Here is a 23,712-nt window from a genome sequence, read left to right as displayed (position 1 = left end):
GCTTCAGTGCAGCTTCACCAAAGGTGTGGCACGTTTCAACAGAAAACGCGCCATGGCCAGCAGGAAGGTTTTCATTCCGCCCAACACGGCATAGTGGTGCATCAGGTGCAAACTGGCGTACATGGTTCGCGCAAAAAAACCTTCCACAAACATGCTGCTGGCCTTGAACAGCCCCCCCATCAAACTGCCCACCGAACTGCGCGAGCCCAATGACACCAAAGAACCGTGGTCTTTGTACAGATAAGGTTTGTCCACGCTTACTTTGCCGCGTTCATGGTTCAACATGGCCTTGTAAATGTAGTCGGCCTGCTGGTGGGCCGATTGGGCGCGGGGCGGCACCAAGCTGCCATCGGGTTGCACGCACGCAGCGCAATCGCCCAGCGAAAAAATATCAGCATGCCCTTTCACCCGCAGGTCGCCCTGCACTTCCAGTTGATTGTTCTTGTTCACCGGCAGACCCAGTTCAGCCAGCCACGCGGGTGCCTTGATGCCAGCCGCCCACACGCACAGGTCTGCCTTGTACTGGTTGCCATTGGCATCCAGCACCTGTTTGGGCGAAATTTCAACCACCCTGCAATTGTTCACGACCTTGATAAAGCGTTGCTCCAGCAAGCGCAGGGCCGCACTGGAAACACTCTCGGGCAACACCGGCAAAATGCTGGGCGCGCCTTCGAGAATCGTGATGGTCACATCCTTCGAGGCATTGATTCGGCTAAACCCGTAGCGGCTGTGCACGTGGCTGGCCTCGCGCAGTTCAGCAGCCAGTTCCACCCCGGTGGCACCAGCACCAATAATCACAATGTCCAGGCTGGCTGTTGGATCATCTTTCTTGCGCAGGTCAAGCGTGGCCAGTTGCTTGAGCATTTTCAGGCGAAAATTCTCGGCCTGTTGCGGGCCATCCAAAGAAATGGTGAATTCCTGCGCACCCTTCACGCCAAAGTAGTTGGACTGGCTACCGACGGAAATCACAAGCGTTCCAAACTGCAACAGGCGCTTGGGCAGCACTTCATCACCAGCATCGTCCAGCACAGCGGCAATGCCGACGACCTTGCCCACAGCGTCCAAACCCTCCATCGCACCCAGCACAAAATTGAAACCGTTGTTGTGGGCCAGCATCGGGTAAGAAAGCCCTTCCTGATGAATGTCCAGCGTGCCTGCCGCCACTTCATGCAGGGAAGGTTTCCAGATGTGGTACATCTTTGAATCCACAAGGGTAATGCGATCAGGGCCAAACTTGCGACCCAGCTTGCAGGCCAACTCGAGCCCGCCTGCACCACCACCCACAATCAAGACTGATGAAAGATCCAAAACTTAGCTCCCGGAAATAGAAAACGGTGAGTCATCATCACCTGAAGTTTGATTCACAGCAAATTTCATTCCGGTCACGAAAAAGTATGAACGTTCATTCAGATTTCCTGTCTATAATTTGTTCGTCGCGCCCTTCGCGCGCTTCCTCACTGTTCCCGCATCAATCAAATTTGGGGTAGTACCATGATTTTCCGAAGAAAAATGGCGTTCAACATTGGCGCCCTGTTGACCGTTGGCACACTAACCCTGGCCGGTTGCGGCAACCGGGATGGCGATGCCAAGGCGGCAGCAACGCCCAGTGCACCCAAAGTTCGCGTGTTTGAAGTTCAAGCCAAGCCTGTTTCGCTTTACACCGAGCTGCCGGGTCGAACCAGCCCTTTCCTGATCGCAGAGGTACGCCCCCAGGTTAATGGCATCATCAAGACCGCCAGTTCAAGGAAGGTGGTGAGGTGAAAGCGGGTACATCGCTGTACCAGATTGATGCATCCACTTACCAGGCCGAATATGCCAGCGCCAAGGCAGCACTTGAAAAAGCACAGGCCAACCTGACCAGCGCCAGAATTCGCAATGACCGCTTTCAGGAACTGGCAAAAATGAATGCTGTCAGCCAACAGGAACGCGACGATGCCTATGCAACGTTGAAGCTGGCAGAGGCGGATGTCGCTTCTGGAAAAGCAGCCCTTCAAAGCGCACAAATCAACCTGACCTACACCCGGGTTACCGCACCAATCAGCGGCCGGATTGGCCGGTCCAGCGTTACCCCCGGCGCACTGGTGCAGCAGGGCCAGGCCAACGCCATGGCCACCATTCAGCAGCTTGACCCCATTTATGTCGACCTGACGCAATCTACCAGCGAACTGCTGCAATTGAAACGCGACCTTGAAAGCGGTGTGCTGAAAAGCGCGGGCAAAAATGCCGCCAAAGTTACACTGAAACTGGAAGACGGATCGGACTACGAACAGGAGGGCAAGCTGCAGTTCAGCGATGTGACCGTGGATCAAAACACGGGCACAGTCACCTTGCGCGCCGTGTTTCCAAACCCGAAGCAACAGCTGTTGCCCGGCATGTACGTGCGCGCTTCACTTGAAGAAGGCGTGCGGGAAAACGGCATTCTGGTGCCGCAAAAAGGCATCATGCGCGATGCCACCGGCGAGCCTTCTGCGCTCGTGTTGAACAACGAGAACAAAGTCGAGAAGCGCAGCGTTAAAACTGCCCGTGCAATCGGCGACCAATGGCTGATTGCAGAAGGCCTTCAAACAGGCGACCGCGTGATTGTTGAAGGCGTGCAGAAAGTTCGCCCCGGCCAAACAGCCGAAATCGTTTCCGACACCGAGAAGAAATAAACACGGCCCAGCAGGAGTAGTACGATGTCCCGATTTTTCATTGACCGCCCCATTTTTGCGTGGGTGATCGCAATTGTGATCATGCTGGCCGGTGCGCTTGCCATTTTCAACCTGCCCGTGGCGCAATACCCTGCCATTGCCCCGCCTGCGGTGACCATTCAAGCCACCTACCCCGGTGCATCGGCTGAAACCCTGCAAGATTCCGTAACACAGGTGATCGAGCAGCGTATGACCGGGCTGGATGGTCTGCGTTACATGAAGTCCACCAGCGACTCCACCGGCCGCTTGCGGCTTGAGCTGACCTTCGAGCCCGGCATCAACCCTGACATTGCGCAGGTTCAGGTACAAAACAAGCTAAGCCTGGCCACGCCGTTGCTGCCCAATGCGGTGCAGCGTCAGGGTATTCAGGTGACAAAAAGCGCAGCCGGTTATTTGCTGGTGATTGCATTCACGGCAGTAGACGGCGCGTTCACATCGACAGAACTGGCCGACTTCATTACCTCCAACGTACAAGACTCCATGAGCCGCGTCAGTGGCGTGGGTGAAGTGCAAGTGTTCGGCAGCCCTTATGCCATGCGCATCTGGCTGAACCCGGACAAAATGAACCAGTTCAATGTAAGCGCCGGCGACATTCGTTCGGCAGTCACGGCCCAAAACGCCCAGGTGTCTGCGGGCGAATTGGGGGCAGCCCCCGCGGTGAAGGGGCAATCACTGACCGCCACCATCACGGCGCAAACCTTGCTGGAAACGCCGGAAGACTTCGAGCAGATCATTCTGCGAACCGGCCCGGACGGAGCCACTGTTCGCCTGAAAGACGTGGCACGCATTGACTACGGCAGCGAGAACTACAACATTCTGCCGCGCTGGAACGGTCGAAACGCATCCGGCATCGGTATTCGCCTGGCCTCGGGCGCAAATGCGCTGGACACTGCAGAATCAGTGGTCAAGGAAATGGAGCGTATCACGCCCCTGATTCCGGAAGGCATGGAATGGGATGTGGCCTACGACACCACGCCCTTTGTGAAAATATCGATTGAAGGCGTTGTCATCACCCTGATCGAGGCCATCATCCTGGTGTTCCTCGTGATGTACCTGTTCCTGCAAAACTTCCGGGCTACGTTGATCCCCACCATTGCCGTGCCTGTGGTGTTGCTGGGTACATTCGCGGTGCTTTCAACTTTCGGTTTTTCCATCAACACGCTCACCATGTTTGCCATGGTACTGGCCATTGGTTTGCTGGTGGACGACGCCATTGTGGTGGTTGAAAACGTGGAACGCGTGATGTCCGAGGAAGGGCTCCCCCCGCTGGAAGCCACGCGAAAATCGATGGATCAAATCACCGGCGCGCTGGTGGGCATCGGCCTTGTGCTGTCGGCCGTGTTTGTGCCAATGGCATTTTTTCCGGGGTCTGCCGGGGTTATTTACAAGCAGTTTTCAATCACCATTGTGTCGGCCATGGCGTTGTCTGTGCTGGTTGCCCTGGTGCTGACGCCAGCCCTGTGCGCCACCATGCTCAAACCGATTGAGAAAGGCCACATGCTTGAACAAAAGGGCTTTTTTGGCTGGTTCAACCGCAAATTCGACTCCAGCAACGCCCGCTACCAGGGCATGGTGGGCCGCATGCTGCACAAATCGGGCCGCTATCTGATTATTTACGGTGGCCTGCTGGCAGTTACCGCGTTCATGTTCACGCGTTTGCCCACCTCGTTCCTGCCCGATGAAGACCAAGGCGTGTTCTTCACCCAGGTTCAATTGCCGGCAGGTGCCACGCAACAACAAACGCTTGCAGTGCTGGCCAAAATGGAAGACTACTTCCTGAATCAGGAAGGCGACAATGTGAAGTCGCTTTTCACCGTGGCGGGTTTCAGCTTCTCTGGCACTGGCCAGAATTCCGGCATCGGCTTTGTGCGTTTGCGCGACTGGAGCGAACGCCCGGGCAAGGAAAATTCTGCCGCAGGCATTGTGCAAAGGGCCTCCAAGGAATTCAACAGCTGGCCTGAGGCGCAGGCGTTTGCTTTCGCGCCGCCTGCCATTCGGGAACTGGGCAACGCACTGGGCTTTAACCTGTTCATTCAAGACCGCACAGGCCTGGGTCGCGATGCGCTTGTGCAGGCACGAAATAGCCTGATTGGTGAGGCCTCCAAAAACCCCTTGCTGGCGGGTGTCAGGCCCAATGCACAGGCAGACACCCCGGAATACAAACTGGACATTGACAATGCAAAGGCCGGTGCGCTGGGCGTCAGTGTTTCAGAAATCAGCGACACACTGACCTCTGCATGGGGCGGCAGCTACATCAATGACTTCATTGACCGTGGTCGGGTGAAACGGGTTTACATGCAGGCTGACGCACCGTTTCGCATGCTGCCAGGCGACTTGAATCGCTGGCACGTGCGCAACGCCGACCGTGAAATGGTGCCCTTCTCCAATTTTGCAACAGCGCAATGGTCCATGGGCTCGCCGCGCCTTGAACGGTACAACGGTTTGCCGGCCGTGGAAATTCAAGGGCAGGCGGCACCGGGCATGAGTTCGGGCGATGCCATGGATGCGATGGAAGACATAGCCGCGAACTTGCCGGAAGGTTTGGGCATTGAGTGGACAGGCCTGTCGTATGAAGAACGCCAGTCCGGTTCACAAGCGCCCTTGCTGTATGCCTTGTCGCTGTTGGTGGTGTTCCTGTGCTTGGCTGCGCTGTATGAAAGCTGGTCCATCCCGTTTGCAGTCATGCTAATCGTGCCGCTGGGTGTGGCCGGTGCCCTGCTGGCAGCAACTGGTCGCGGTTTGGCCAACGACGTGTACTTCCAGGTGGCTTTGCTGACCACCGTGGGCCTGTCGGCCAAGAATGCGATTCTGATCGTGGAATTTGCCAAGGAGCAGGTTGAACAGGGGCGCGACCTTGTTGAATCCACACTGGAGGCCGTGCGCATGCGTTTGCGTCCCATCCTCATGACCTCGCTGGCCTTTGGTTTGGGCGTGGTGCCATTGGCCATTTCCACCGGGGCCGGTTCAGGCAGCCAGAATGCAATTGGCACGGGCGTGTTGGGCGGTACCATTTCAGCCACGGTGCTGGGCATTTTCTTCGTGCCACTGTTCTTCGTGGTTGTCAGCCAGATGTTCAGCAAAAAAAGGCAATGACATGGGCATAGAGACCAAACCAATGACCAGCAAAGCAGAACTGCGTCGACAACAAATTCTTGACGCGGCGGCCGAGTGCTTTCGAAAAAGCGGTTTTCACGGTGCCAGCATGTCGGAGATCGCAAAATCATTCGGCATGAGCGCCGGGCACATCTACAATTATTTTGAAAGCAAGGAAGCGATTATCGAGGCCATGGTCAAACGCGATCTTGACCAGGCGCTGGAACGCATTGCAAAAATACAGGGTGAAAAAGATATTCTGAAAGCCATGCTGTGCACCGTGGACGAAGGTGTTCAGCGGCGCATTGAACGAAGCGAGCTGGACACGGAAATTCTGGCCGAAGCGGCGCGCAACCCGAAGGTTGCGGCAACCGTTCAAGCCACAGACAGCATTGTTCGCGACAAAGTGGCCAATCTGATCAAGGGCATTCAGCCACGGGGGGAACCCAGCCCCTGCGAACTTGGCCTGGCAGCAAAAACCACCATCCTGATGGCACTGTTTGATGGTTTGCAAATTCGGGCCATTCGCGACCCGAACATGAAAGCCGATGAAGTTGGGCGGGTGCTGCGGTCTGTGATCAAACAGATGCTGGAAAACTGACTAACTGGCCAGGCCATCCAGAATGGGGCAATCTGGTCTGGAATCGCCTTTGCAACAATGCACCAGGCGCTCAAGCTCTGCCTTCATGGCATTCAGTTCCCGAATTTTCATGTCCAGTGCCACCAGGTGCGACTGCGCCAGTTTTTTCACTTCCCGACTGGGTCGATCCCTGTCCTGCCACAGCGCCAACAACTCCTCAATCTGTTTGATGGAAAAACCCAGGTCGCGTGAATGCCGGATAAAGCGCAGCACATGCAGATCGCGGCTGTTGTACAAACGGTAACCCGCTTCGGTGCGCACAGCCTGCGCAAGCAAACCCACCTGCTCGTAATGGCGAATCATTTTGCTGGAAATACCCGATTCCATCGCCGCATCGCCAATGGTCAAATAATGGTCAGTACTTTGCAAATTCATATCAAGCCCCTCCTCTTGGTTTCCAGTTGCGCAACATCAATGCATTGGTGACCACGCTCACCGAACTGAGCGCCATGGCCATGCCCGCCAACACGGGGTTCAAATAACCCAGGGCAGCCAGAGGAATGCCCACGGCGTTGTAGATGAATGCCCAAAACAGGTTTTGTTTGATCTTGTTGTAGGTGCGGCGTGAAATGTCGATGGTCTGCGCCACCAAGCTGGGGTCAGAACGCATCAGGGTCACATCGGCCGTGTGCATGGCCACATCGGTTCCGGTGGACATGGCGAAACTTACATCGGCCATGGCCAGTGCAGGTGCGTCGTTGATACCGTCGCCCACCATGGCCACCACCTGTTTGCCGCCTTCTTTTGAATTGTGCAATGCCTGCACCGCCTTCGATTTGTCACCCGGCAACTGTTCTGCCATCACATGGCCAATGCCCAGTTCAGAAGCCACACGCTGCGCACTGGCTGTGGTGTCGCCGGTCAGCAACACCGTGTCCACCTTCAACGCGTGCAGTGCATTCACGGCGCTTTGTGCGCTGGGTTTCAATTCATCACCAAAAGCCAGCACACCCAACAAACGAATACCCGCATCCGTTTTTTCTGCAACCCAGGAACGTGTGGCTGCATTTGCATTCACGCGGGCCAGCACTTCCTGCATGGTGGGGGCTGAAACACCCAGCTCTTCCATCCAGCGAATGGTGCCCACATACACACGTGCATCACCCACTTTGGCCGACAAACCCTTGCCTGCCACATCTTGCAAATCGGTGGCGTGGGGCACCTCCAGTTCATCTTGCTGCGCACGGTTTTTCACGGCACTGGCCAGTGGGTGCATGCTGCCCGCTTCCACGGCAGCAGCCTTGGCCAGCATGCTGCTGCGCTCGCCGTGCACTGCCTCGAACTGCATCAATGTGGGTTTGCCCACAGTCAGCGTACCGGTTTTGTCGAACACCACTGTTTTAATGCTGTGGGCCAACTCAAGTGCCTGTGCATCCTTGATCAAAATACCGTGGCGTGCCGCAACACCCGTACCCGCCATAATGGCCGTTGGTGTGGCCAAACCCAAGGCGCAGGGGCAGGCGATCACCAGCACCGCCACCGCATTTAAAATAGCCTGCTCCCAAGGGTTTCCGCCCACGCCGGGCGAGCCACCCAACAAGCCCCAACCCAGCAGCGTGAACAGGGCAATCACCAACACCACGGGTACAAACACCGCACTGACCTTGTCTACCAGTTTTTGAATGTCGGGCTTGGCGGCCTGCGCGTCTTCCACCAAGCGAATAATGCGTGCCAAGGTGGTTTCAGTGCCCACGGCACTGGTTTGCACCAGCAACAAACCGTCCAGGTTCACGGCCCCGCCGGTGACCTTGCTGCCCACTGCTTTCACCACAGGTTCGCTTTCACCGGTTATCAAGGCTTCGTCCACATGGCTGCTGCCTTCCAGCACCAGGCCATCCACTGGAATGCGTTCACCGGGGCGAACCACAACCTCGTCGTTCAACTGTACTTCTGCCATGGCAATGGTTTGATCCACCCCTTTGCGGCGCACACGCGCGGTGTCAGGCCGAAGGGCCTGCAAGGCGGCAATGGCTGCGGTGGTTTGGCGCTTGGCCCGGCCTTCAAGCCACTTGCCCAACATCACCAGGGTGATCACGGCGCTGGACGCTTCAAAGTACAAGTGGCCACTGCCCTGCTCCATCATGTACACCGACAAACCATAGGCCGCCGACGTACCAATGGCCACCAGCAAATCCATATTGCCGGTCCGGTTTTGAACAGCCTTCAAACCAGCGCGATAAAACCGCCCACCCAGCCAGAACTGCACGGGTGTGGCCAGCAACAGTTGCATCCAACCCGGTAGCATCCAGTGCTCGCCAAACGGCAGGGCCACCATTGGCAACACCAGGGGCAAGGTCAGCAGTGCGGCAATAGCCACCAAAGCGCCCTCGCCAAAACCTTCCCTGGCGGGCGTGCTGCTTGCACTTGATTTTTCACCACTGGCGTTTAAAATTTCAGCCTCATAACCGGCATCCACCACCGCCCTGGCAATTTGTTCGGGCGTGGCCGGGGCAGCAAAATCAATTTGCGCTTTTTCAGTGGCAAGGTTCACCGTGGCCTGTGTTACGCCCTGCACTTTCAGCAAGGCTTTTTCTACGGTGGAAGAACAGGAAGCACAGCTCATTCCGCCTACGGCCAAATTCAATGTGTTGTTGGTGGTCATGGCATTCTCCGTTGAACAATGTGCACACGATAAACCTTCCAATGATGGCAAAGTCAACCCCTTGACCTTACCACGATTGGAAGCTTCAAACTACAATTGTGATCAACCCACCGGAGTACGAAAATGATTGAACTCACAGTTGAAAAAATGAAATGTGGCGGTTGTTCAGCCAATGTGGAACGCGCTGTGAAAGCGCAAGACCCCACAGCACAAGTGCAAATTGATCTGGCCCGGAAACTGGTGCAGGTAGAAAGCACCTTGCCAGCGGCCAGCCTGGCAAAAACCATCAGCGAGGCAGGTTACCCAGCCCAGGTAAAGGCTTAATTGCCTTCTTGACTGCCTTCCGAATAGGCCGCGCCCCAATAGTTGTAAGTAAAGGCTTTGGGGCCCGGCACATACATGGTTTCAATTTCATCCACCTGAAACCCGCCTGCTTTCAGCAAGGCCGGAATGTCGCGGTTCAAGTGGCAGCCACCTGCCAGCTTGCCCCACACGGGCTGCAAGCGGTTTTGCATGCGCTGAACCGGTTCATCCGGTGCCACACCATGTTCACAGAACAACAATTTCCCACCCGGTTTCAACACACGTCGCATTTCTTTCAGGGCCTGTACAGGTTCGGGAATGGTGCACAGGGTGTAGGTCATGACAATGGTGTCGATGCTTGCATCGGGCAAGGGAATTTGCTCAGCGGGCAAACCCATTAATTCAACACTCAAGCCGGTTTTTTCAATACGCTTTTTGGCCAGGCGATGCATTTGCATGGCCGGGTCCAGGCCAATAATTTTTTCCACCTTTGCCGCATCGTAATGGCGCATGTTCAGGCCTGTGCCAATGCCAATTTCTAGCACCTTGCCTGTGGCTTTGGGTACCACTTTCTGGCGCTGCCTGTTGATGGCTTTCATGCCGCAAGCGAAATCAAGCAAGGTAGGCAGCACGTGGCGGTCGTATAATTCAGCAAACAGTGCCAATTTGTTGTCCTTTTTTTGTAGAGGAAATCGCGCCACCATGCAAAACAACCCGGACCAGTTCACATCCAAAATCGGCTTCGTGCTGGCCGCCGCAGGGTCGGCTGTGGGCATTGGCAATTTGGTGGCTTTTCCAGTAGCGGCCGCAAAAAACGGTGGCGGTGCGTTCTTGCTACTGTACATTTTTTTCGTGGTGGCCATTTGCCTTCCACTTATTCTGGCTGAACTTAGCCTGGGCCGCGCCACAGGAAAAAGCCCGTTGGGTGCATTCAAGCAGGTTTCCGGAAACAACAAGGCTTGGGCATTTGCCGGGGCTTTGTCCTTAACCACACCCTTCATGATCGCGGTGTTTTACAGCGTGCTCACCGTGTGGCTGTTGGGTTATTTCATACTGGCTGTTTTTGGCCAGCTTGATCGCCTGGCCACACCGGTTTACTTCGGCGGTTTTATCACCAGCCCCTGGATATTTGCCTACCTGGCGGGCGTAATCGGTATGGTTGTACTCGTGCTAAAAGGCGGCGTGCGCGACGGCATAGAAAAAGCATCACGCTTGTTGATGCCCATGCTGTTCATCATGCTGATTGGCTTGGCCGTGTTTGTACTGACCCTGCCCAACGCCAGCGCCGGTTTGAAGTTTTATTTCACCCCGCAGCTGGATCGCATGACCTGGAGCGTGGTGAACAGCGCGCTGTCGCAGGCCTTCTTTTCATTGTCGCTGGGCATGGGAATTTTGATCACCTACGGTTCGTATTTGCGCAAGCAAGACAACCTGGTGCAATCGGCGAAAATGCTGGCTACAACTGACACGGGTGTTGCCGTGGTAGCGGGCTTGATGACCCTGCCCGCGATTTTTGCCATTTATCCCGACACCAACCCCAGCGAATTGAGCGATTCTTCAGTGGGTTTGATCTTCTCGTTTTTCCCAAATATTTTCATGGCCATGGTGCCCAAGTTCGGCTATCTGGTTTCCAGCTTCATAGCGGCCATGTTCTTTCTGCTGGCCTTTGTAGCGGCCATCACATCGCTTGTTTCAATCATTGAAGTGCCTGTGGCTGCACTCAAAGCGCAGGGTCAAAAAACCCGGAACAAGGCATTGGGTTTGGTCATCGCGGGTGTGCTTGTGGGTGCGGGGCTTTGTGCATTGTCATTCGGGCAGGTGAAATGGCTTAGCGAGTTTGCGTTTTATGGCGGTGCCAAAAAATCGCTGTTTGATGTGTTGGTGGATGTGTTCTACGACACCATCCTGCCCTTCAATGGCCTGCTGATTTGCCTGTTGGTGGTGTGGCAATGGAAACGCCACAACATGGGTGCTGAAATGCTGGCCAGCAACCCTAACGGAACAATCGGCTGGCTTGAACGCTATACCCACGTTGCAATTGCTTTCTGGATCCCGGCCATTCTGGCCACCGTGTTTGTAATCACGGTGATCAACAAATTCTTCAGTTAATGTTCAAACAATTTACTGGCACGCACAGTGCCACTTTTTATGCTGTAATAGGGGAAATTAAAAATATTCCGGAGACAGCATGAAAACAAACCTGGCCTTGGCAGCCCTTGCCATCGGTATACCCGCTTTGCTGGCAGCCTGTTCCAAAACCCCCACCGACCCCAACAGCGCAGCCAGCGAATTCACACAAGCCTTTCACGCTGAAGTGGCAAAAAATACAGACTTGGTGGATGCAGCCAACAACGCCGATGCCCGCAAGGGTTTGATTGCCAAACCCACGGGGCAGGTAAAAAATGACGAGGGCGAGCTTATTTGGGACTACGATGAATTCAATTTCATCGAAGGCAAAGCCCCCAGCACGGTGAACCCCAGCCTGTGGCGGCAAGCCAGCCTGAACAATCAAATTGGCCTGTACAAAGTGGCTGACCGCATTTACCAGTTGCGTGGTTTTGATTTGTCCAACATGACCCTGATTGAAGGCAACACCGGCTGGATTGTGGTGGATGTGCTAACCAGCGAGGAAACCGCACGCGCCGCCATGGCCTTTGCACGCAAGCACCTTGGCGACAAACCCGTAACCGCAATCGTGTTCACACACAGCCATGTGGACCACTTTGGTGGTGCCTTGGGTGTGCTGGGTGCAGAAGAAGTGACTGCCCGCAACATACCTGTGGTTGCACCCGCAGGCTTCATGGACGAGGCCACCAGCGAGAACCTGCTGGTGGGCATGGCCATGGCGCGCCGTTCCATTTACATGTATGGCAAACGCCTGCCACGCAACCCGGAAGGCCTGATCGACAATGGCTTGGGCAAGGCTGTGGCCTACGGCAAGGTGGGCGTATTGCCGCCCACGCTGGTGGTGAAAGAAGCCAAAGAGACCCATGTGCTCGACGGGCTTGAATTCATGTTCCACAACGTGCCTGGCAGCGAGGCCCCTTCCGAGTTTGTGTTTTACCTGCCCACGCTGAAGGCATTCGGCAGCGCCGAGCTGTTTGGCCACACCTTGCACAACCTGTACACCCCGCGCGGTGCGAAAGTGCGCGATGCGCTGAAATGGGCCAGCTACATGGACGAAGCCATGGCCTACGCAGGCGATGCCGACGTAATGTTTCACCAACACAACTGGCCGGTGTGGGGTGCGGACAACATACGCACCTTCATGGAAAAACAGCGCGATGTCTACCGCTTCATTCATGACCAAACAGTGCGCCACATGAATGCGGGCCATACCCCGGCGGAGATTGCCGAGAAGGTGGCAATGCCGCCCGCTTTGAACAACTTCCTCAGTGGGCGCGGTTACTACGGCACCATTTCGCACAACGTAAAAGCGGTTTACCAGTTTTACATGGGCTGGTTCGACGCGAACCCTGCCAACCTGAACCCCCTGCCCCCGGTTGAAGCCGCGAAAAAGTATGTTGATGTGGCCGGTGGCATGGACGCCCTGCTGAACAAAGCCGAAGACGCCGTGAACAAAGGCGAATACCGCTGGGCAGCCGAGTTGCTGAAACATGCGGTGTATGCCGAACCCGAGAATGTGCGCGCAAAAGGTTTGCTGGCAACAAGTTTTGACCAGATGGGCTACATGGCCGAGTCGGCACCCTGGCGCAATTTCTACCTGACCGGCGCACTTGAACTGCGCGAAGGTGGCTACACCGAGGGCTTTAAACGGACCATGTTTCTCGACATGCTGAAGCACACCCCCACCGAGCGTTTTCTGGAAGCCATGGCAGCTTCATTGAACAGCGAGAAAGCCGAGGGCGAAGACATTCAAATCAACCTTGTGTTTTCAGATACACAGGAAAGCTATGTGCTTCGAATCAACAACAGCGTGTTGCACCACAGGGCAGGCAAGCACGAAGAAAATTCCGCAGCCACGCTCACTTTAAGCAAACCCTTTTTCCTGAACATGATGACCGGTGAGGCCGGTGCAACCGACCTGCTGTTTTCAGACCAAACCAGAATTGACGGCAGCACCATCAAGCTTGGGAAATTTTTCGGCATGCTGGAAAAAGCCACGGGCAACTTCAACATTGTGACGCCGTAAACAGTTCCCAAGTTGTCGGTAATATTCGGGTTTCCACGATTGGCCGGGAAACCCGAACAACCCTATAGTGTGTGAATGATCAACCGCTAATTCAATGGTAATTCACATGTCCGCACCGCAAGCCAAACACACCACACTGCAACCTTTCCACCTTGCATTTCCGGTCAACGACATTGCGGTGGCCCGCAAGTTTTATGGCGAAGTAATTGGTTGCGAGGAAGGGCGAAGCGCCCCACACTGGGTGGACTTCAACTTTTACGGCCACCAGCTGGTGGCGCATTTGGCACCGGAAGAAGTGGGCTGCAAAGCCAACAGCAGCGTAGACGGCCACGCCGTGCCCGCCAAACATTTTGGCGTGATTTTGACCATGGAACAGTGGAATGAACTGGCTGACCGCTTAAGGGCAGCAGGCACCAAGTTTGTGATTGAGCCTTACATCCGGTTCAAGGGCCAGGTGGGCGAACAAGCCACCATGTTCTTCATGGACCCATGCGGCAATGCACTTGAATTCAAGGCCTTTGCCAACATGGACCAGATTTTTGCAAAATGAGTTTTGCGAAATAAGTTTTAAATAAAAGTTCGTTCCATTTCACGGCGGAACTTCACCGCCGTGGAATTGGCGTCGAACGCTACATCGTTCCAGCTTACAGCTTGCCCCGCTTTTACGGGTTTCAACAACTTCACACCATGCGCCAACCCCAGTGGCAAACCACCCAAGGCCAACGATTCCTGTGTAGGCAACAACTTGCCGTACACGGTGTGGCCACCTTCACCATCCAGCATTTCGCCCACCTGCAAATCGCGTTTGGCTGTGGCCACCACGTCGCCGTGCCAGCAAATGGGTGCGCCCGTGGCCTCGCCCCGAACACCGATTGATGCCACTGAAATTCCAAGTTCCAGACCAATCAAATGGAAGGGTTTGTACATGCTTGAATACTGACCGCTAGGGTCGGTAATCAAACCATATTCCTTGAAACAACGGGCCACGTATTCGCTATCGGCCGAGAAGGTAACATACACCCCCCAACGCAGGTCGCGAAACACCGGGCGCGTGTCGCGTTCCACGCTGGAAATCACCTCGACCTGCCCGCGCTGGTCCAGAATACCGCCATGTTCTTTGGGTTTGAGAATGCGTGCCAAGTCATCGACACCCACCGCTGGAAACTTCAAACCGCTGGGTGCCGCCAAACCAGTTGCATTGGCCACCGCCGCCATTTCAATTGCGCTCTTGGTGCCATCCAGAAAACTGTTGAACATTTGCGCATTCATGCCACCCTTGGCTGCATCCTCAGCAGTCAAGCCGTAGTGGTTCCAAACGGTGTCAGGCGTGCTTTCATGGTACGTGGGCAGGTACTTGGTGCCCTTGCCTGCGGCCACCACCGAAAAACCAGCGGCTCGCGCCCAGTCCACCATCTCGAAAATCAGCGCGGGCTGGTCGCCATAAGCAAGCGAGTACACAATGCCCGCCTCGTCGGCTTTGCGTTTCAGCAAAGGGCCAGCCAATGCATCGGCCTCCACGTTCACCATCACAATGTGTTTTTTAAATTCGCAGCAAACCAGCACATGGGCAATACCCGCCGCCGGGTTGCCAGTGGAATCAATGATGATGTCAACGAAAGGCGATTCAATCAGCTTCATGCCGTCGTCGATAATGGCGGTGTTGCCCAGCTTTGCCGCCTGCTCAAGCGATGTTGCAGAGTAGCTTTCTTCCTTCCAACCCACGTTTTTCAGGGCGGCCTTGGCCCGCGTGGGCGACAAATCGGCAATGCCCACCATGTGAATGCCGGGTGTGCGTGGCACTTGTGAAAGATACATGGAGCCGAATTTGCCGGCACCTATCATGCCAACGCGAAGGGGTTTGCCAACAGCTGCGCGTTGCTGAAGCTTGGAAAATAAATTCATGATGGCCTTTTGTGGTGGGTGCAGGTTTGGTCCACAGAATAACCCGCACACACCTTGCCGGAAAACCCGAAGTATCCCTAAGCAGTGCCGGTTTACCGGGCGTGTTGAATCGAATCCCGCAGAGCCTGCACGCTGGGTACGCCCGAGAAAAACTGGGCGCCCACGGCCAGTGAAGGCACGGCCTGAATGCCCACCTGTTTTGCGTATTGAAGATCCGCATCGTGCTGCGCGTTGGCTTGGGGTGAATTCACAAATTCATCCAGCCCTGCTGGGTTCATACCCAGATTTTGCAGAATGTTTTTAAGAATCTCGTCTTCACCAATGTTCTGGTCTTGCTGAAAAAACGCCTTCATCACTGCTGTGGCGTATTCATTGCCCTTGCCTTGCTGCTTGGCATATTGCAAACCCAAAAACGCTTTGCGTGTGTAAGGCTGCGGTGAAACAGTGGGCAGCTTGATGGGCACACCAAGACGTTCCGCCATGGGGTACACCGAGGCCTTCCACACACGTGGCAGGTATTCATCTTCGGGTTTTAAAGTAGGTGTTGGGTAGGGGCGTAGCTCGAACGGCATCCATTCCAGTTCCACATTCAAACCTTCAATGGCCTTCTCGATAATCGATTCACCGAGCAGGCAAAACGGACACACGAAATCGGTCCAGACCTGAATTTTGATGGGGGCGGCTTGGGGGGTGGGCATGGGGTACTCCTGATTTGAATGCTGCTAGCTACGATCGTTAGTTTGCCACCTTGCGAGTTTGAATACCAAGCACACACAGAAGAATGAGAGCAATAAGCTTATCAATACCGTCATCAAAAATTGGAAGTCTTGCTTGTCTTCATAGCTTGATACCCCACAGCAGGATTTCAGGTGTTCCCACATTTCCGGTGAAAAGTCAGACACTGGAAAGTAGCCCGGGTTCAACTGAAAAAACTGAAAAACGGGCCACGAAAAAACAAGAACAAAGAATAAAAAGGCCGCAGAGCGAATAAGTTTCATGTCACACAACCTCCACAATTCCTAGTGCAGCAAAATTCAGCCCATGAGGTTTCTGGGCGGGTTTGCTCAGCAATAGCGAACGTAACTCGATAAATTTGCGCATTTCGTCTACAACAATGCAGCCTTCGCTGATTCCAAAAGTACCTTTGGGATGCAAGCGAAACTCCCCTCGCTTCACCGATTCACACCAAGTTTCATCGTCAACTTTACTGTCGATTGCATAGAGGCTGAACCAATCGGATCAGTCTTGATAAAGATCTCTCAACCATCCAAGTCTGCCACCAGACTCTCGATTCAGAATGTAATAACGTCCGAGTGGAATTGGTCCGACATTTTTCAAACAGGCATCAACACGACGATTGACATGGGGACCAAACCCAGAAAACGCAGGATAAGTGAGAATCCTGCCTGATTGAGCCACTGACAATTCACTCATTGGCTGGTTGTTGAGTGTGAATTTGCAGTTAAACGTGTTGTGAACACCTCGTTCCATGAATTTGGGCAAAGGCTGCCTTGTCTCAAGGTTCGGGTCAAATAGAAGTTCTGCTCTGGTTTTTGGACTACCCCGCCATCTATTGACAAACCGGAGCCTCATTTTGAGGCCGCTTCAAAGACCTCTGTGCTGATCCCACCAAGATGGGAATGCCTTCGGGTTCGGTTGTAAAACGCTTCCATGTAATCGAAGATAGAAGTGGCACGACACAGGCGCCTCAATTACCACCAAGCTATCCCCTGCCCTAAGCATGGCCAGCGCACGATCAAACTCGGGGCGCTCCCCGCCGAGGGGCGTGAGCTCGCAAACGAGACCCATGGCGGGGTGTGATCAAATGGACGCTCTTTGCCGCTGCCGGAACTCCGCTGGTGTACAGCCCGCCTCACGCTTGAAGAACTTGCTGAAATTGGTGGCCTCTTCGAAGCCCAGCCTCTCGGCGATGCTGGCGACGGTCAAGTCCGTATGCACTAACAGGCGCTTCGCCTCCAGATTGACCCGCGCTGCGATGAAGACTTTGGCGGTCATACCCATACCCGCTTCCACGGCACGCGCCAAGCTCTTTTCCGTGTAACCGAGCTGTCTGGCATAGTCAGCTACCTGGTGCCACCGCGCAAAGCGTTCCTCCACGAGTTGCTGGAAGCGTTTGAAGCGCTGCAATGCTGGGGAGATGACGGGCTCGTGTGCGCGCTGCCAACTTTGCAGGATGGCGAGTCGCGCCAGGAGCGCATGGAGTTGGTGGCGTAGCAACGCATGCACATCATCGATTGGCGCATCAACCCGCGTATCCTCGCGCATCTGCTGGATCGAATCCATCACCGTTCGCAGAGCACTGCCGCTCAAGACGATGTGTTCCGGCAGCCTGTCCAGATCAACGGCTAGTTTGTGGTCGAGCGACTGCGTCGAAACGGGCAAGACAAATTCGGGACGGAACAAGACGTTCAAACCGTCCCAGTCTTCATCCTGTCCGTAGTTGTGGACCTGCCCCGGCTGCAACACGAGCAGCGATCCAGGCACACACGAGATCGGCTTGAAATCGACTACCTGAGTACATACACCCCGCGTGACGCACACCAAAGCGAGGAAGTCGTACCGATGCGTTGCCTGAACCTTCTCCTTGCTTCCTCGGCGCCGCAAATCAGCCACGCTAAAGACTTCCAGGTCGAGCTGGTAGGGCGCTCGCGGTTGATAGCCTAGGTGGTGAATATCGGTGTTTCTCGTGACGCCCTTTGATGCGGGTTGAACTCTTTCCGTTTCGCGAGAGATTGAATTTCCTATTTTTGTCTTAAAAGTATCTTTCATTGTCCGCCTTTAACCGTTCTTTTTAGTTTTTTGTGTCTAATAATAACCACTCTCGATCTTCTTTTAAAGGATAAGTAGTGAAAGCAGACATCAGCAAGATTACGCAGACCATCCTGGCTTTGGAGCTGGGCGTCAATGAACGCTGGAACAAGGGCGATGTCGATGGCGTGCTGGATTTGTACAGCGAAGATGTGACCTACTTCGACCCGATTACCGAAACTCGACTGGAGGGCCACCAGGCCGTGGAGGTGTACTTCCGCCAGTTCTTCGAGGGCAAGCTCAACATCCTGCGCAACGAGATTCCCAACCCACAGGTGATCGTCAGCGATTGCGGCGATTTCGCAGTGCTGAACTACAACCTGGTCAACATCGTTCCCGACGGGCGAGGCGGCGAGAAGCCAGGCACGGCCTGGAACTCCACCCAGGTCTATCGCCTTATCGATGGCCAGTGGCGCGTTGTGCATGTGAGCTGGTCGTTCACGCGTCATCCGGCGGCCATGCAGAACTTGATGGCCTGAGTTCGCACGACAAAATCCATCGTCTCCAAAACTTGCTCGTTTTCCTCACCACTGGCCTTGCCGGGGCTGGCACAACCCTCTTTCACAACTTCAACCAAAAAGGAACACACAATGAACCACATCGACATCGCCAAGACCTACATCAAGGCAGCGCAGACCGGTGACCAAGCTACGCTGGGTGCCATCATTTCGCCTGACGTGATTTGGCACCAGCCGGGTAACAACCAGTTCTCTGGCACGCATCGGGGTATAGCCAATGTCGGCCCGATGCTGGGCAAGATGATGGAAGTCTCCAAGGGAACGTTCGCGATCACTCGCGCCGATTACTACATGGCCAATGGCAATTGGGTCGCCATCGCCATTGAATTTGCTGGTGACCGGGACGGCATCAAACTCAAACAACCGGGCGTGGACCTCATTCGCATTGAGGGAGGCAAGATCGTCGAGGTCCGGCTGTTCTCAAGCGATCAAGCGCAGGAAGACGTATTCTGGGGAGAGTAAGTCACTGCAAATGAGGTCGCATAGCGCACGTCTTGCGCCGTGCGTCCAGACAAGAGAATCGGAGAGGCTGGTTGGCTTTGGCGGCCACTCAGCCTTCTACCGCCATTTTTGTTACGTCACGCTGGATCGAAAAATCCGGGGCAGGTCAGCGCAACCTGATTCTATAGCGCAAAAGAAAAAGGGCTCCACGCTGGGAGCCCCTTGTATTCTGTGGCGGAGAGAGGGGGATTCGAACCCCCGATAGGCTATTAACCTATACACGCTTTCCAGGCGTGCGACTTAAACCACTCATCCATCTCTCCGCGGTAAGCGCGAGAGTATAGCAAAGAATCCCCTTCGGTATCCAGTGCATTCTCACCGCATTAAACATTTCCTTCCGACTCAGGCAGCCGCAGTACCCGCATTACGCCCGGCGCCTCGTCTTTACGCCCACCTAGCAAAGAGGCCACAACCATGGCCAGTGCGCTTAGCGGTATGGTGAACACCCCGCTTGCCACACCGCTCAAGCCAGCAATCTGAACAGCGTCCAGATTAAACATCGCCATGAAGGACGAATTGGTCAGCGCCAGGCAAAGGCTTGAACTGACGAAACCCATGCCCATGGCCCACAATGCCCCCCGGCGTGTTGCTCCGCTCCAGAAGATGCCCGCCACAAGTGGCACAAACAGGCTTGAAGCCGCCAAGGCAAACGCAGACCCCACCAGCACCACAATGTTGCCGGGCTGCAAACTGGTAATCCAGGCGGCCATCAGGGCCGCACTCAACAGCGCGATTTTTGACATGGTCACCCGGCGCTGCGCAGTGGCTTCAGGATCAAGCACCCGGTAATACAGGTCATGCGACAAACTGCCGGCAATGGCCAGCAACAGGCCATCGGCCGTGGACAATGCGGCAGCCAAACCACCCGCCGCAATCAGCCCGGAGAGGAAAAACGGCATGCCCGCAATTTCAGGCGTGATCAGCACCAGAATGTCCGGGCTCAGGCCAATTTCCGCAAACTGCACCACACCATCCTGATTTACATCCTGCAAGGTCGCCAGGCCCGGTGTTACCCGCGACCACGCCGCAATCCAGTTCGGAATTTCGTTGTAACTCAAGCCCACCAGGTTTTCATACACAACCACCTTGGCAATCACGCTAAGCCAAGGCGAGGCCAAATAAATCACCAAAATGCAGCCCAAAGCCACAACAACCGACCACCGGGTTTGCGACGCACTGGGCGTGGTGTAAAACCGCATAATGATGTGAGGCAAAGCCACAGTGCCGCACATCAAAGTGAACGCGACAGCCAAAAAACTGATCAGGGAACCGCGATTGGAAAGTCCTGAATCGTCTTGCACCGACCCAAAATGCGGCACGCTGGCTTTAACCTTGTCAAGGTAACGCTGTTTTTCGCGGCTCCAGCGCCTTTTTGCGTCTTGAGGATCTTTGGGGAAAGCTGTCAGTACGCGCTCGGCCGCCTTGATTTCCTGAAAGGTTGAACCATCGTAACGTGCCAACTCCAGGTTCTTGCGGCGCGCTTCATAGCCTTCAGCCCAGGAAGAAGGCAAGGTATCAATCAACAACTGGTAACGATCCGCTTCACGCAAGTACACCGCGCGCACTTCGGCCTCGGCTGGGTCTGAGAAAAATTTTCGTTCCTGTGCGCGCACGTACTCAGGAAAACTGGTCGGCCCGCCATCCACATAACGCTCGCTCGACCCTTTCCCAGTAAAACCAATCAGGGCCACCACACTCACCATCATGGCCACAATCATCACGATGTATTGCGCCACCGCTGTCCAGGTTACCGCGCGCATACCACCCAAAAATGAACACACCAAAATACCGGCCAAGCCGAAAAACACGCCTATGCCAAACTCAACACCCGCAAAGCGTGAAGTGATCAAACCCACTGCATAAATTTGGGCAATCACGTACACAAAGGAAATACTGACCGTGACAAAAATGCAGATGATGCGAACTGCCCGCCCCTTGTCGGCCCCGGCGTAACGCGCAGCGAGAAAATCGCCCACTGAAAAAAATGCAAATTTGCGCAGGTAAGGAGCAATCAACAACGCGATCAACACAAAACCACCTGTCCAGCCGACCAACAGGGCAAGCGCCTCGAAGCCGCTGTAAAACAAAGTGCCCGCCACCCCAAGAAATGACGCGGCACTCATCCAGTCTGCTGCTGTGGCCATGCCGTTGTACACCGCAGGCACAGTGCGCGAGGCCACAAAGTATTCATGCATGTCAGAAGTACGGCTGAGCAAGCCAATTACAGCGTAGGCACCCAAGGTAACGAAGATGAAAAAGTAACCAATCCACTGACGGCCAATGCCGTAGTCTTCCATAATGGCGGCACCCGCAATGCACACCAGAAAACCAAAGGTAAGCACCGAGAAAAACCGGGTCAGGCTGAGCGTGAAACTCATGAATTTACTCCCGGCGTGTCGATTCTTTCAAACGAAAAAAACCAGTCCACCGAAGTGGAACTGGTTTACAAACATCCAAACACATCCCCTTTCACGGAGAAGGTCGGGCCGATCAGTTGGGCTTGCCCAGTTGATCCAGAATGGCCGGGTTTTCCAGTGTAGAGGTGTCTTGCGTAATCTGTTCACCCTTGGCCAAACTGCGCAACAGGCGACGCATGATTTTGCCTGAACGTGTTTTGGGCAGATTGTCACCGAAACGGATTTCCTTGGGCTTGGCAATCGGACCGATGTCCTTGCCCACCCAGTTGCGCAAGTCCATGGCCATTTTCTGGCCTGCCTCACCGGTCGGGCGGTCGCCTTTCAACACCACAAAGGCCACAATCGCTTCACCTGTCAAATCGTCGGGGCGGCCCACCACAGCGGCCTCTGCCACCAATTCGTTGGCCACCAGCGAGCTTTCAATTTCCATGGTACCCATGCGGTGACCCGACACGTTCAACACATCGTCGATGCGGCCCATGATGGTGAAGTTGCCGCTTTGTTTGTCACGCACTGCGCCGTCACCCGCCAGGTACAGCTTGCCACCCAATTCGTCGGGGAAATAGCTTTTCTTGAAACGCTCTGGGTCGCCCCAAATGGTACGGATCATGGCGGGCCATGGGCGCTTCACCACCAAAATACCGCCTTGGCCATTGGGCAAATCGCCACCCACTTCATCCACCACCGCAGCCATGATGCCGGGCAGTGGCAAAGTGCATGAACCGGGCACCAACGGTGTGGCACCAGGCAGCGGCGTGATCATGTGGCCACCCGTTTCGGTTTGCCAGAATGTGTCCACGATTGGGCACTTCTCGCCACCCACGTTTTTGTAATACCACATCCATGCTTCGGGGTTGATCGGCTCGCCGACTGAACCCATCAGGCGCAGGCTTGAAAGGTCGTAGCTCTTGGGGTGTACTTTCTCGTCAGACCCACAGGCCTTGATCAGTGAACGAATCGCAGTGGGCGCGGTGTAGAAAATCGTGGCGCTGTGGCGCTGAATCATTTCCCAGAAACGACCAGCATTGGGGTATGTGGGCACGCCCTCAAACACAATTTGCGTGGCGCCCACAGCCAATGGGCCATAGGTAATGTAGGTGTGGCCGGTAATCCAGCCAATGTCGGCCGTACACCAGAACACATCGCTGGGTTTAATGTCAAAGGTCCACTTCATGGTCAGCATGGCCCACAGCAAATAACCTGCCGAGCTGTGCTGCACACCCTTGGGTTTACCGGTTGAACCGGATGTGTAAAGAATGAACAAGGGGTGCTCGGAATCCACCATTTCTGGCGCGCACACATCGCTTTGCTTGTCCGCCAGGTCGTGCAAATAAATATCGCGGCCAGCCTGCATACCCACGTCGGCACCCGTGCGCTTGTACACAATCACGTTTTTCACAGCGTCGCAGCCACCCATGCCCAATGCTTCATCCACAATGGTTTTCAGGGGCAACTGCTTGCCGCCGCGCACCTGCTGGTCGGCGGTGAACACGGCCACAGCACCGGTATCCATAATACGATCCTGCAATGCCTTTGCAGAAAAACCACCAAACACGACCGAATGAATTGCGCCAATTCGCGCGCAGGCCTGCATGGCGGCAACGCCTTCCACGCTCATGGGCATGTAAATAACAACACGGTCGCCTTTCTTCACGCCCAAGCCTTTCAGGCCGTTGGCAATGCGGCTTACCTTGCCCAACAATTCCTTGTAGGTCACCTTGGTCACTTCGCCGCCATCGGCTTCGAAAATCAAGGCCACTTTGTCGCCCAAACCGGCATCCACATTCTTGTCCAGGCAATTCGCGGAAACGTTCAACTCGCCGCCGGTAAACCATTTGTAAAACGGGGGATTGGATTCGTCCAACACCGTGTCATATGCTTTTGCAAACTGCAGGTTTTCTTTGGCCAAACGTGCCCAGAAACCTTCGAAATCTGTTTCAGCTTCCTTGCACAGCGCCTTGTAGGCGTCCATGCCACCAATTGCGGCACTGCGCTTCCAGTCTGCACTGGGCTCAAACACACGTGTTTCGTGTGACACTGATTCGATTGATGACATCCTGTCCT

General features: G+C 55.0%; 19 protein-coding genes, 1 tRNA gene and 1 pseudogene. 10 read left to right on the top strand and 11 right to left on the bottom strand.

What is annotated here, in order from left to right; translation table 11 throughout:
- Positions 1–3 precede the first annotated feature (3 nt).
- Entirely contained in the window at positions 4–1,308 is a 1,305-nt protein-coding gene (locus V7028_RS07095) for an NAD(P)/FAD-dependent oxidoreductase (RefSeq protein ID WP_334119389.1), read from the bottom strand.
- Positions 1,309–1,491: 183 nt separating this feature from the next.
- Here V7028_RS07095 and V7028_RS07090 point away from each other — a divergent pair, with 183 nt between their 5' ends.
- The 4 genes from V7028_RS07090 to V7028_RS07075 are packed head-to-tail and all read left to right on the top strand — an operon-like array spanning position 1,492 to position 6,384.
- On the top strand, positions 1,492–1,761 hold the full coding sequence (locus V7028_RS07090; RefSeq protein ID WP_334119388.1) for a hypothetical protein: 270 nt from the start codon (positions 1,492–1,494) through the stop codon (positions 1,759–1,761).
- Positions 1,758–2,651 carry an efflux RND transporter periplasmic adaptor subunit gene (locus tag V7028_RS07085; protein ID WP_334119387.1) on the top strand — a complete coding sequence of 298 codons (894 nt, stop codon included), beginning with the start codon at positions 1,758–1,760 and terminating at the stop codon, positions 2,649–2,651. Before V7028_RS07090 ends, V7028_RS07085 begins: the two co-directional genes overlap by 4 nt.
- Positions 2,652–2,675: 24 nt before the next feature.
- The gene (locus V7028_RS07080; RefSeq protein ID WP_334119386.1) at positions 2,676–5,783 is read left to right on the top strand and encodes an efflux RND transporter permease subunit; all 3,108 of its coding nucleotides are present in this window, start codon (positions 2,676–2,678) and stop codon (positions 5,781–5,783) included.
- A 22-nt stretch (positions 5,784–5,805) separates the two neighbouring features.
- On the top strand, positions 5,806–6,384 hold the full coding sequence (locus tag V7028_RS07075) for a TetR/AcrR family transcriptional regulator (RefSeq protein WP_334119385.1): 579 nt from the start codon (positions 5,806–5,808) through the stop codon (positions 6,382–6,384).
- Here V7028_RS07075 and cueR read toward each other — a convergent pair whose 3' ends face one another.
- Both cueR and V7028_RS07065 read right to left on the bottom strand, forming a co-directional pair.
- Positions 6,385–6,798, bottom strand: coding sequence for a Cu(I)-responsive transcriptional regulator (gene cueR / locus V7028_RS07070; protein WP_334119384.1), 414 nt, complete (start codon positions 6,796–6,798; stop codon positions 6,385–6,387).
- Position 6,799: 1 nt separating this feature from the next.
- Positions 6,800–9,025 (bottom strand): heavy metal translocating P-type ATPase, encoded by a 2,226-nt coding sequence (locus V7028_RS07065; RefSeq protein WP_334119383.1) that lies wholly within the window; start codon positions 9,023–9,025, stop codon positions 6,800–6,802.
- Positions 9,026–9,148: 123 nt separating this feature from the next.
- On the opposite strand from V7028_RS07065, the gene V7028_RS07060 reads away from it, so the two are divergent.
- Positions 9,149–9,349 (top strand): heavy-metal-associated domain-containing protein, encoded by a 201-nt coding sequence (locus V7028_RS07060; RefSeq protein WP_334119382.1) that lies wholly within the window; start codon positions 9,149–9,151, stop codon positions 9,347–9,349.
- Here V7028_RS07060 and V7028_RS07055 read toward each other — a convergent pair.
- Positions 9,346–9,993: a class I SAM-dependent methyltransferase gene (locus tag V7028_RS07055; protein ID WP_334119381.1), complete on the bottom strand. Its 648-nt coding sequence runs from the start codon at positions 9,991–9,993 to the stop codon at positions 9,346–9,348. The two genes, V7028_RS07060 and V7028_RS07055, sit on opposite strands and share 4 nt — an antisense overlap.
- A gap of 37 nt (positions 9,994–10,030) precedes the next feature.
- Between V7028_RS07055 and V7028_RS07050 the strand changes: the two genes are divergently transcribed.
- The 3 genes from V7028_RS07050 to V7028_RS07040 all read left to right on the top strand — a co-directional run bounded on the left by V7028_RS07050 (position 10,031) and on the right by V7028_RS07040 (position 14,031).
- Positions 10,031–11,437 carry a sodium-dependent transporter gene (locus tag V7028_RS07050; protein WP_334119380.1) on the top strand — a complete coding sequence of 469 codons (1,407 nt, stop codon included), beginning with the start codon at positions 10,031–10,033 and terminating at the stop codon, positions 11,435–11,437.
- Between the two features lie 79 nt (positions 11,438–11,516).
- Complete coding sequence (locus V7028_RS07045; RefSeq protein WP_334119379.1) at positions 11,517–13,481, top strand: alkyl/aryl-sulfatase; 1,965 nt, start codon at positions 11,517–11,519, stop codon at positions 13,479–13,481.
- Positions 13,482–13,587: 106 nt separating this feature from the next.
- Positions 13,588–14,031, top strand: a complete 444-nt coding sequence (locus tag V7028_RS07040; protein ID WP_334119378.1) for a VOC family protein — start codon at positions 13,588–13,590, stop codon at positions 14,029–14,031.
- A gap of 17 nt (positions 14,032–14,048) precedes the next feature.
- Here the strand turns inward: V7028_RS07040 and V7028_RS07035 are convergent, their stop codons facing one another.
- The 4 genes and pseudogenes from V7028_RS07035 to V7028_RS07015 all read right to left on the bottom strand — a co-directional run bounded on the left by V7028_RS07035 (position 14,049) and on the right by V7028_RS07015 (position 18,173).
- Positions 14,049–15,383 carry an NAD(P)H-dependent oxidoreductase gene (locus tag V7028_RS07035; protein WP_334119377.1) on the bottom strand — a complete coding sequence of 445 codons (1,335 nt, stop codon included), beginning with the start codon at positions 15,381–15,383 and terminating at the stop codon, positions 14,049–14,051.
- A gap of 92 nt (positions 15,384–15,475) precedes the next feature.
- Positions 15,476–16,081 carry a DsbA family oxidoreductase gene (locus V7028_RS07030; RefSeq protein ID WP_334119376.1) on the bottom strand — a complete coding sequence of 202 codons (606 nt, stop codon included), beginning with the start codon at positions 16,079–16,081 and terminating at the stop codon, positions 15,476–15,478.
- A gap of 301 nt (positions 16,082–16,382) precedes the next feature.
- Positions 16,383–16,817, bottom strand: a pseudogene (locus V7028_RS07025) (DUF2778 domain-containing protein).
- A 387-nt stretch (positions 16,818–17,204) separates the two neighbouring features.
- Entirely contained in the window at positions 17,205–18,173 is a 969-nt protein-coding gene (locus V7028_RS07015) for a helix-turn-helix domain-containing protein (protein ID WP_334119375.1), read from the bottom strand.
- A gap of 77 nt (positions 18,174–18,250) precedes the next feature.
- On the opposite strand from V7028_RS07015, the gene V7028_RS07010 reads away from it, so the two are divergent.
- Together V7028_RS07010 and V7028_RS07005 are read left to right on the top strand one after the other, a co-directional pair.
- A complete protein-coding gene (locus V7028_RS07010) occupies positions 18,251–18,691 on the top strand; it encodes a YybH family protein (RefSeq protein ID WP_334119374.1) in 441 nt (146 codons plus the stop codon).
- Between the two features lie 111 nt (positions 18,692–18,802).
- Positions 18,803–19,192: a nuclear transport factor 2 family protein gene (locus V7028_RS07005; protein WP_334119373.1), complete on the top strand. Its 390-nt coding sequence runs from the start codon at positions 18,803–18,805 to the stop codon at positions 19,190–19,192.
- Positions 19,193–19,403: 211 nt separating this feature from the next.
- Here the strand turns inward: V7028_RS07005 and V7028_RS07000 are convergent.
- From V7028_RS07000 to acs, 3 genes are all read right to left on the bottom strand, one after another.
- A tRNA-Ser gene (locus V7028_RS07000) sits at positions 19,404–19,494 on the bottom strand.
- Between the two features lie 60 nt (positions 19,495–19,554).
- Complete coding sequence (locus tag V7028_RS06995) at positions 19,555–21,609, bottom strand: VC_2705 family sodium/solute symporter (RefSeq protein WP_334119372.1); 2,055 nt, start codon at positions 21,607–21,609, stop codon at positions 19,555–19,557.
- Between the two features lie 112 nt (positions 21,610–21,721).
- Entirely contained in the window at positions 21,722–23,704 is a 1,983-nt protein-coding gene (gene acs, locus V7028_RS06990; protein ID WP_334119371.1) for an acetate--CoA ligase, read from the bottom strand.
- Positions 23,705–23,712: the final 8 nt, after the last annotated feature.

Origin of the sequence: Limnobacter sp. (assembly GCF_036846585.1) — a bacterium.
Taxonomy (GTDB): domain Bacteria; phylum Pseudomonadota; class Gammaproteobacteria; order Burkholderiales; family Burkholderiaceae_B; genus Limnobacter.
Note: the sequence above shows the minus strand (reverse complement) of the source record. Positions and strands in the feature narration are given on the sequence as shown.

Excerpts from the sequence above, each read along its gene's own strand:
- V7028_RS07040 (WP_334119378.1), top strand. The coding sequence starts at position 13,588 with ATGTCCGCACCGCAAGCCAAACACACCACACTGCAACCTTTCCACCTT.
- V7028_RS07065 (WP_334119383.1), bottom strand. The coding sequence starts at position 9,025 with ATGACCACCAACAACACATTGAATTTGGCCGTAGGCGGAATGAGCTGT.
- V7028_RS07080 (WP_334119386.1), top strand. The coding sequence starts at position 2,676 with ATGTCCCGATTTTTCATTGACCGCCCCATTTTTGCGTGGGTGATCGCA.
- V7028_RS07050 (WP_334119380.1), top strand. The coding sequence starts at position 10,031 with ATGCAAAACAACCCGGACCAGTTCACATCCAAAATCGGCTTCGTGCTG.
- acs (WP_334119371.1), bottom strand. The coding sequence starts at position 23,704 with ATGTCATCAATCGAATCAGTGTCACACGAAACACGTGTGTTTGAGCCC.
- V7028_RS07035 (WP_334119377.1), bottom strand. The coding sequence starts at position 15,383 with ATGAATTTATTTTCCAAGCTTCAGCAACGCGCAGCTGTTGGCAAACCC.
- V7028_RS07030 (WP_334119376.1), bottom strand. The coding sequence starts at position 16,081 with ATGCCCACCCCCCAAGCCGCCCCCATCAAAATTCAGGTCTGGACCGAT.
- V7028_RS07045 (WP_334119379.1), top strand. The coding sequence starts at position 11,517 with ATGAAAACAAACCTGGCCTTGGCAGCCCTTGCCATCGGTATACCCGCT.
- cueR (WP_334119384.1), bottom strand. The coding sequence starts at position 6,798 with ATGAATTTGCAAAGTACTGACCATTATTTGACCATTGGCGATGCGGCG.
- V7028_RS07015 (WP_334119375.1), bottom strand. The coding sequence starts at position 18,173 with ATGAAAGATACTTTTAAGACAAAAATAGGAAATTCAATCTCTCGCGAA.
- V7028_RS06995 (WP_334119372.1), bottom strand. The coding sequence starts at position 21,609 with ATGAGTTTCACGCTCAGCCTGACCCGGTTTTTCTCGGTGCTTACCTTT.
- V7028_RS07005 (WP_334119373.1), top strand. The coding sequence starts at position 18,803 with ATGAACCACATCGACATCGCCAAGACCTACATCAAGGCAGCGCAGACC.
- V7028_RS07060 (WP_334119382.1), top strand. The coding sequence starts at position 9,149 with ATGATTGAACTCACAGTTGAAAAAATGAAATGTGGCGGTTGTTCAGCC.
- V7028_RS07090 (WP_334119388.1), top strand. The coding sequence starts at position 1,492 with ATGATTTTCCGAAGAAAAATGGCGTTCAACATTGGCGCCCTGTTGACC.
- V7028_RS07075 (WP_334119385.1), top strand. The coding sequence starts at position 5,806 with ATGACCAGCAAAGCAGAACTGCGTCGACAACAAATTCTTGACGCGGCG.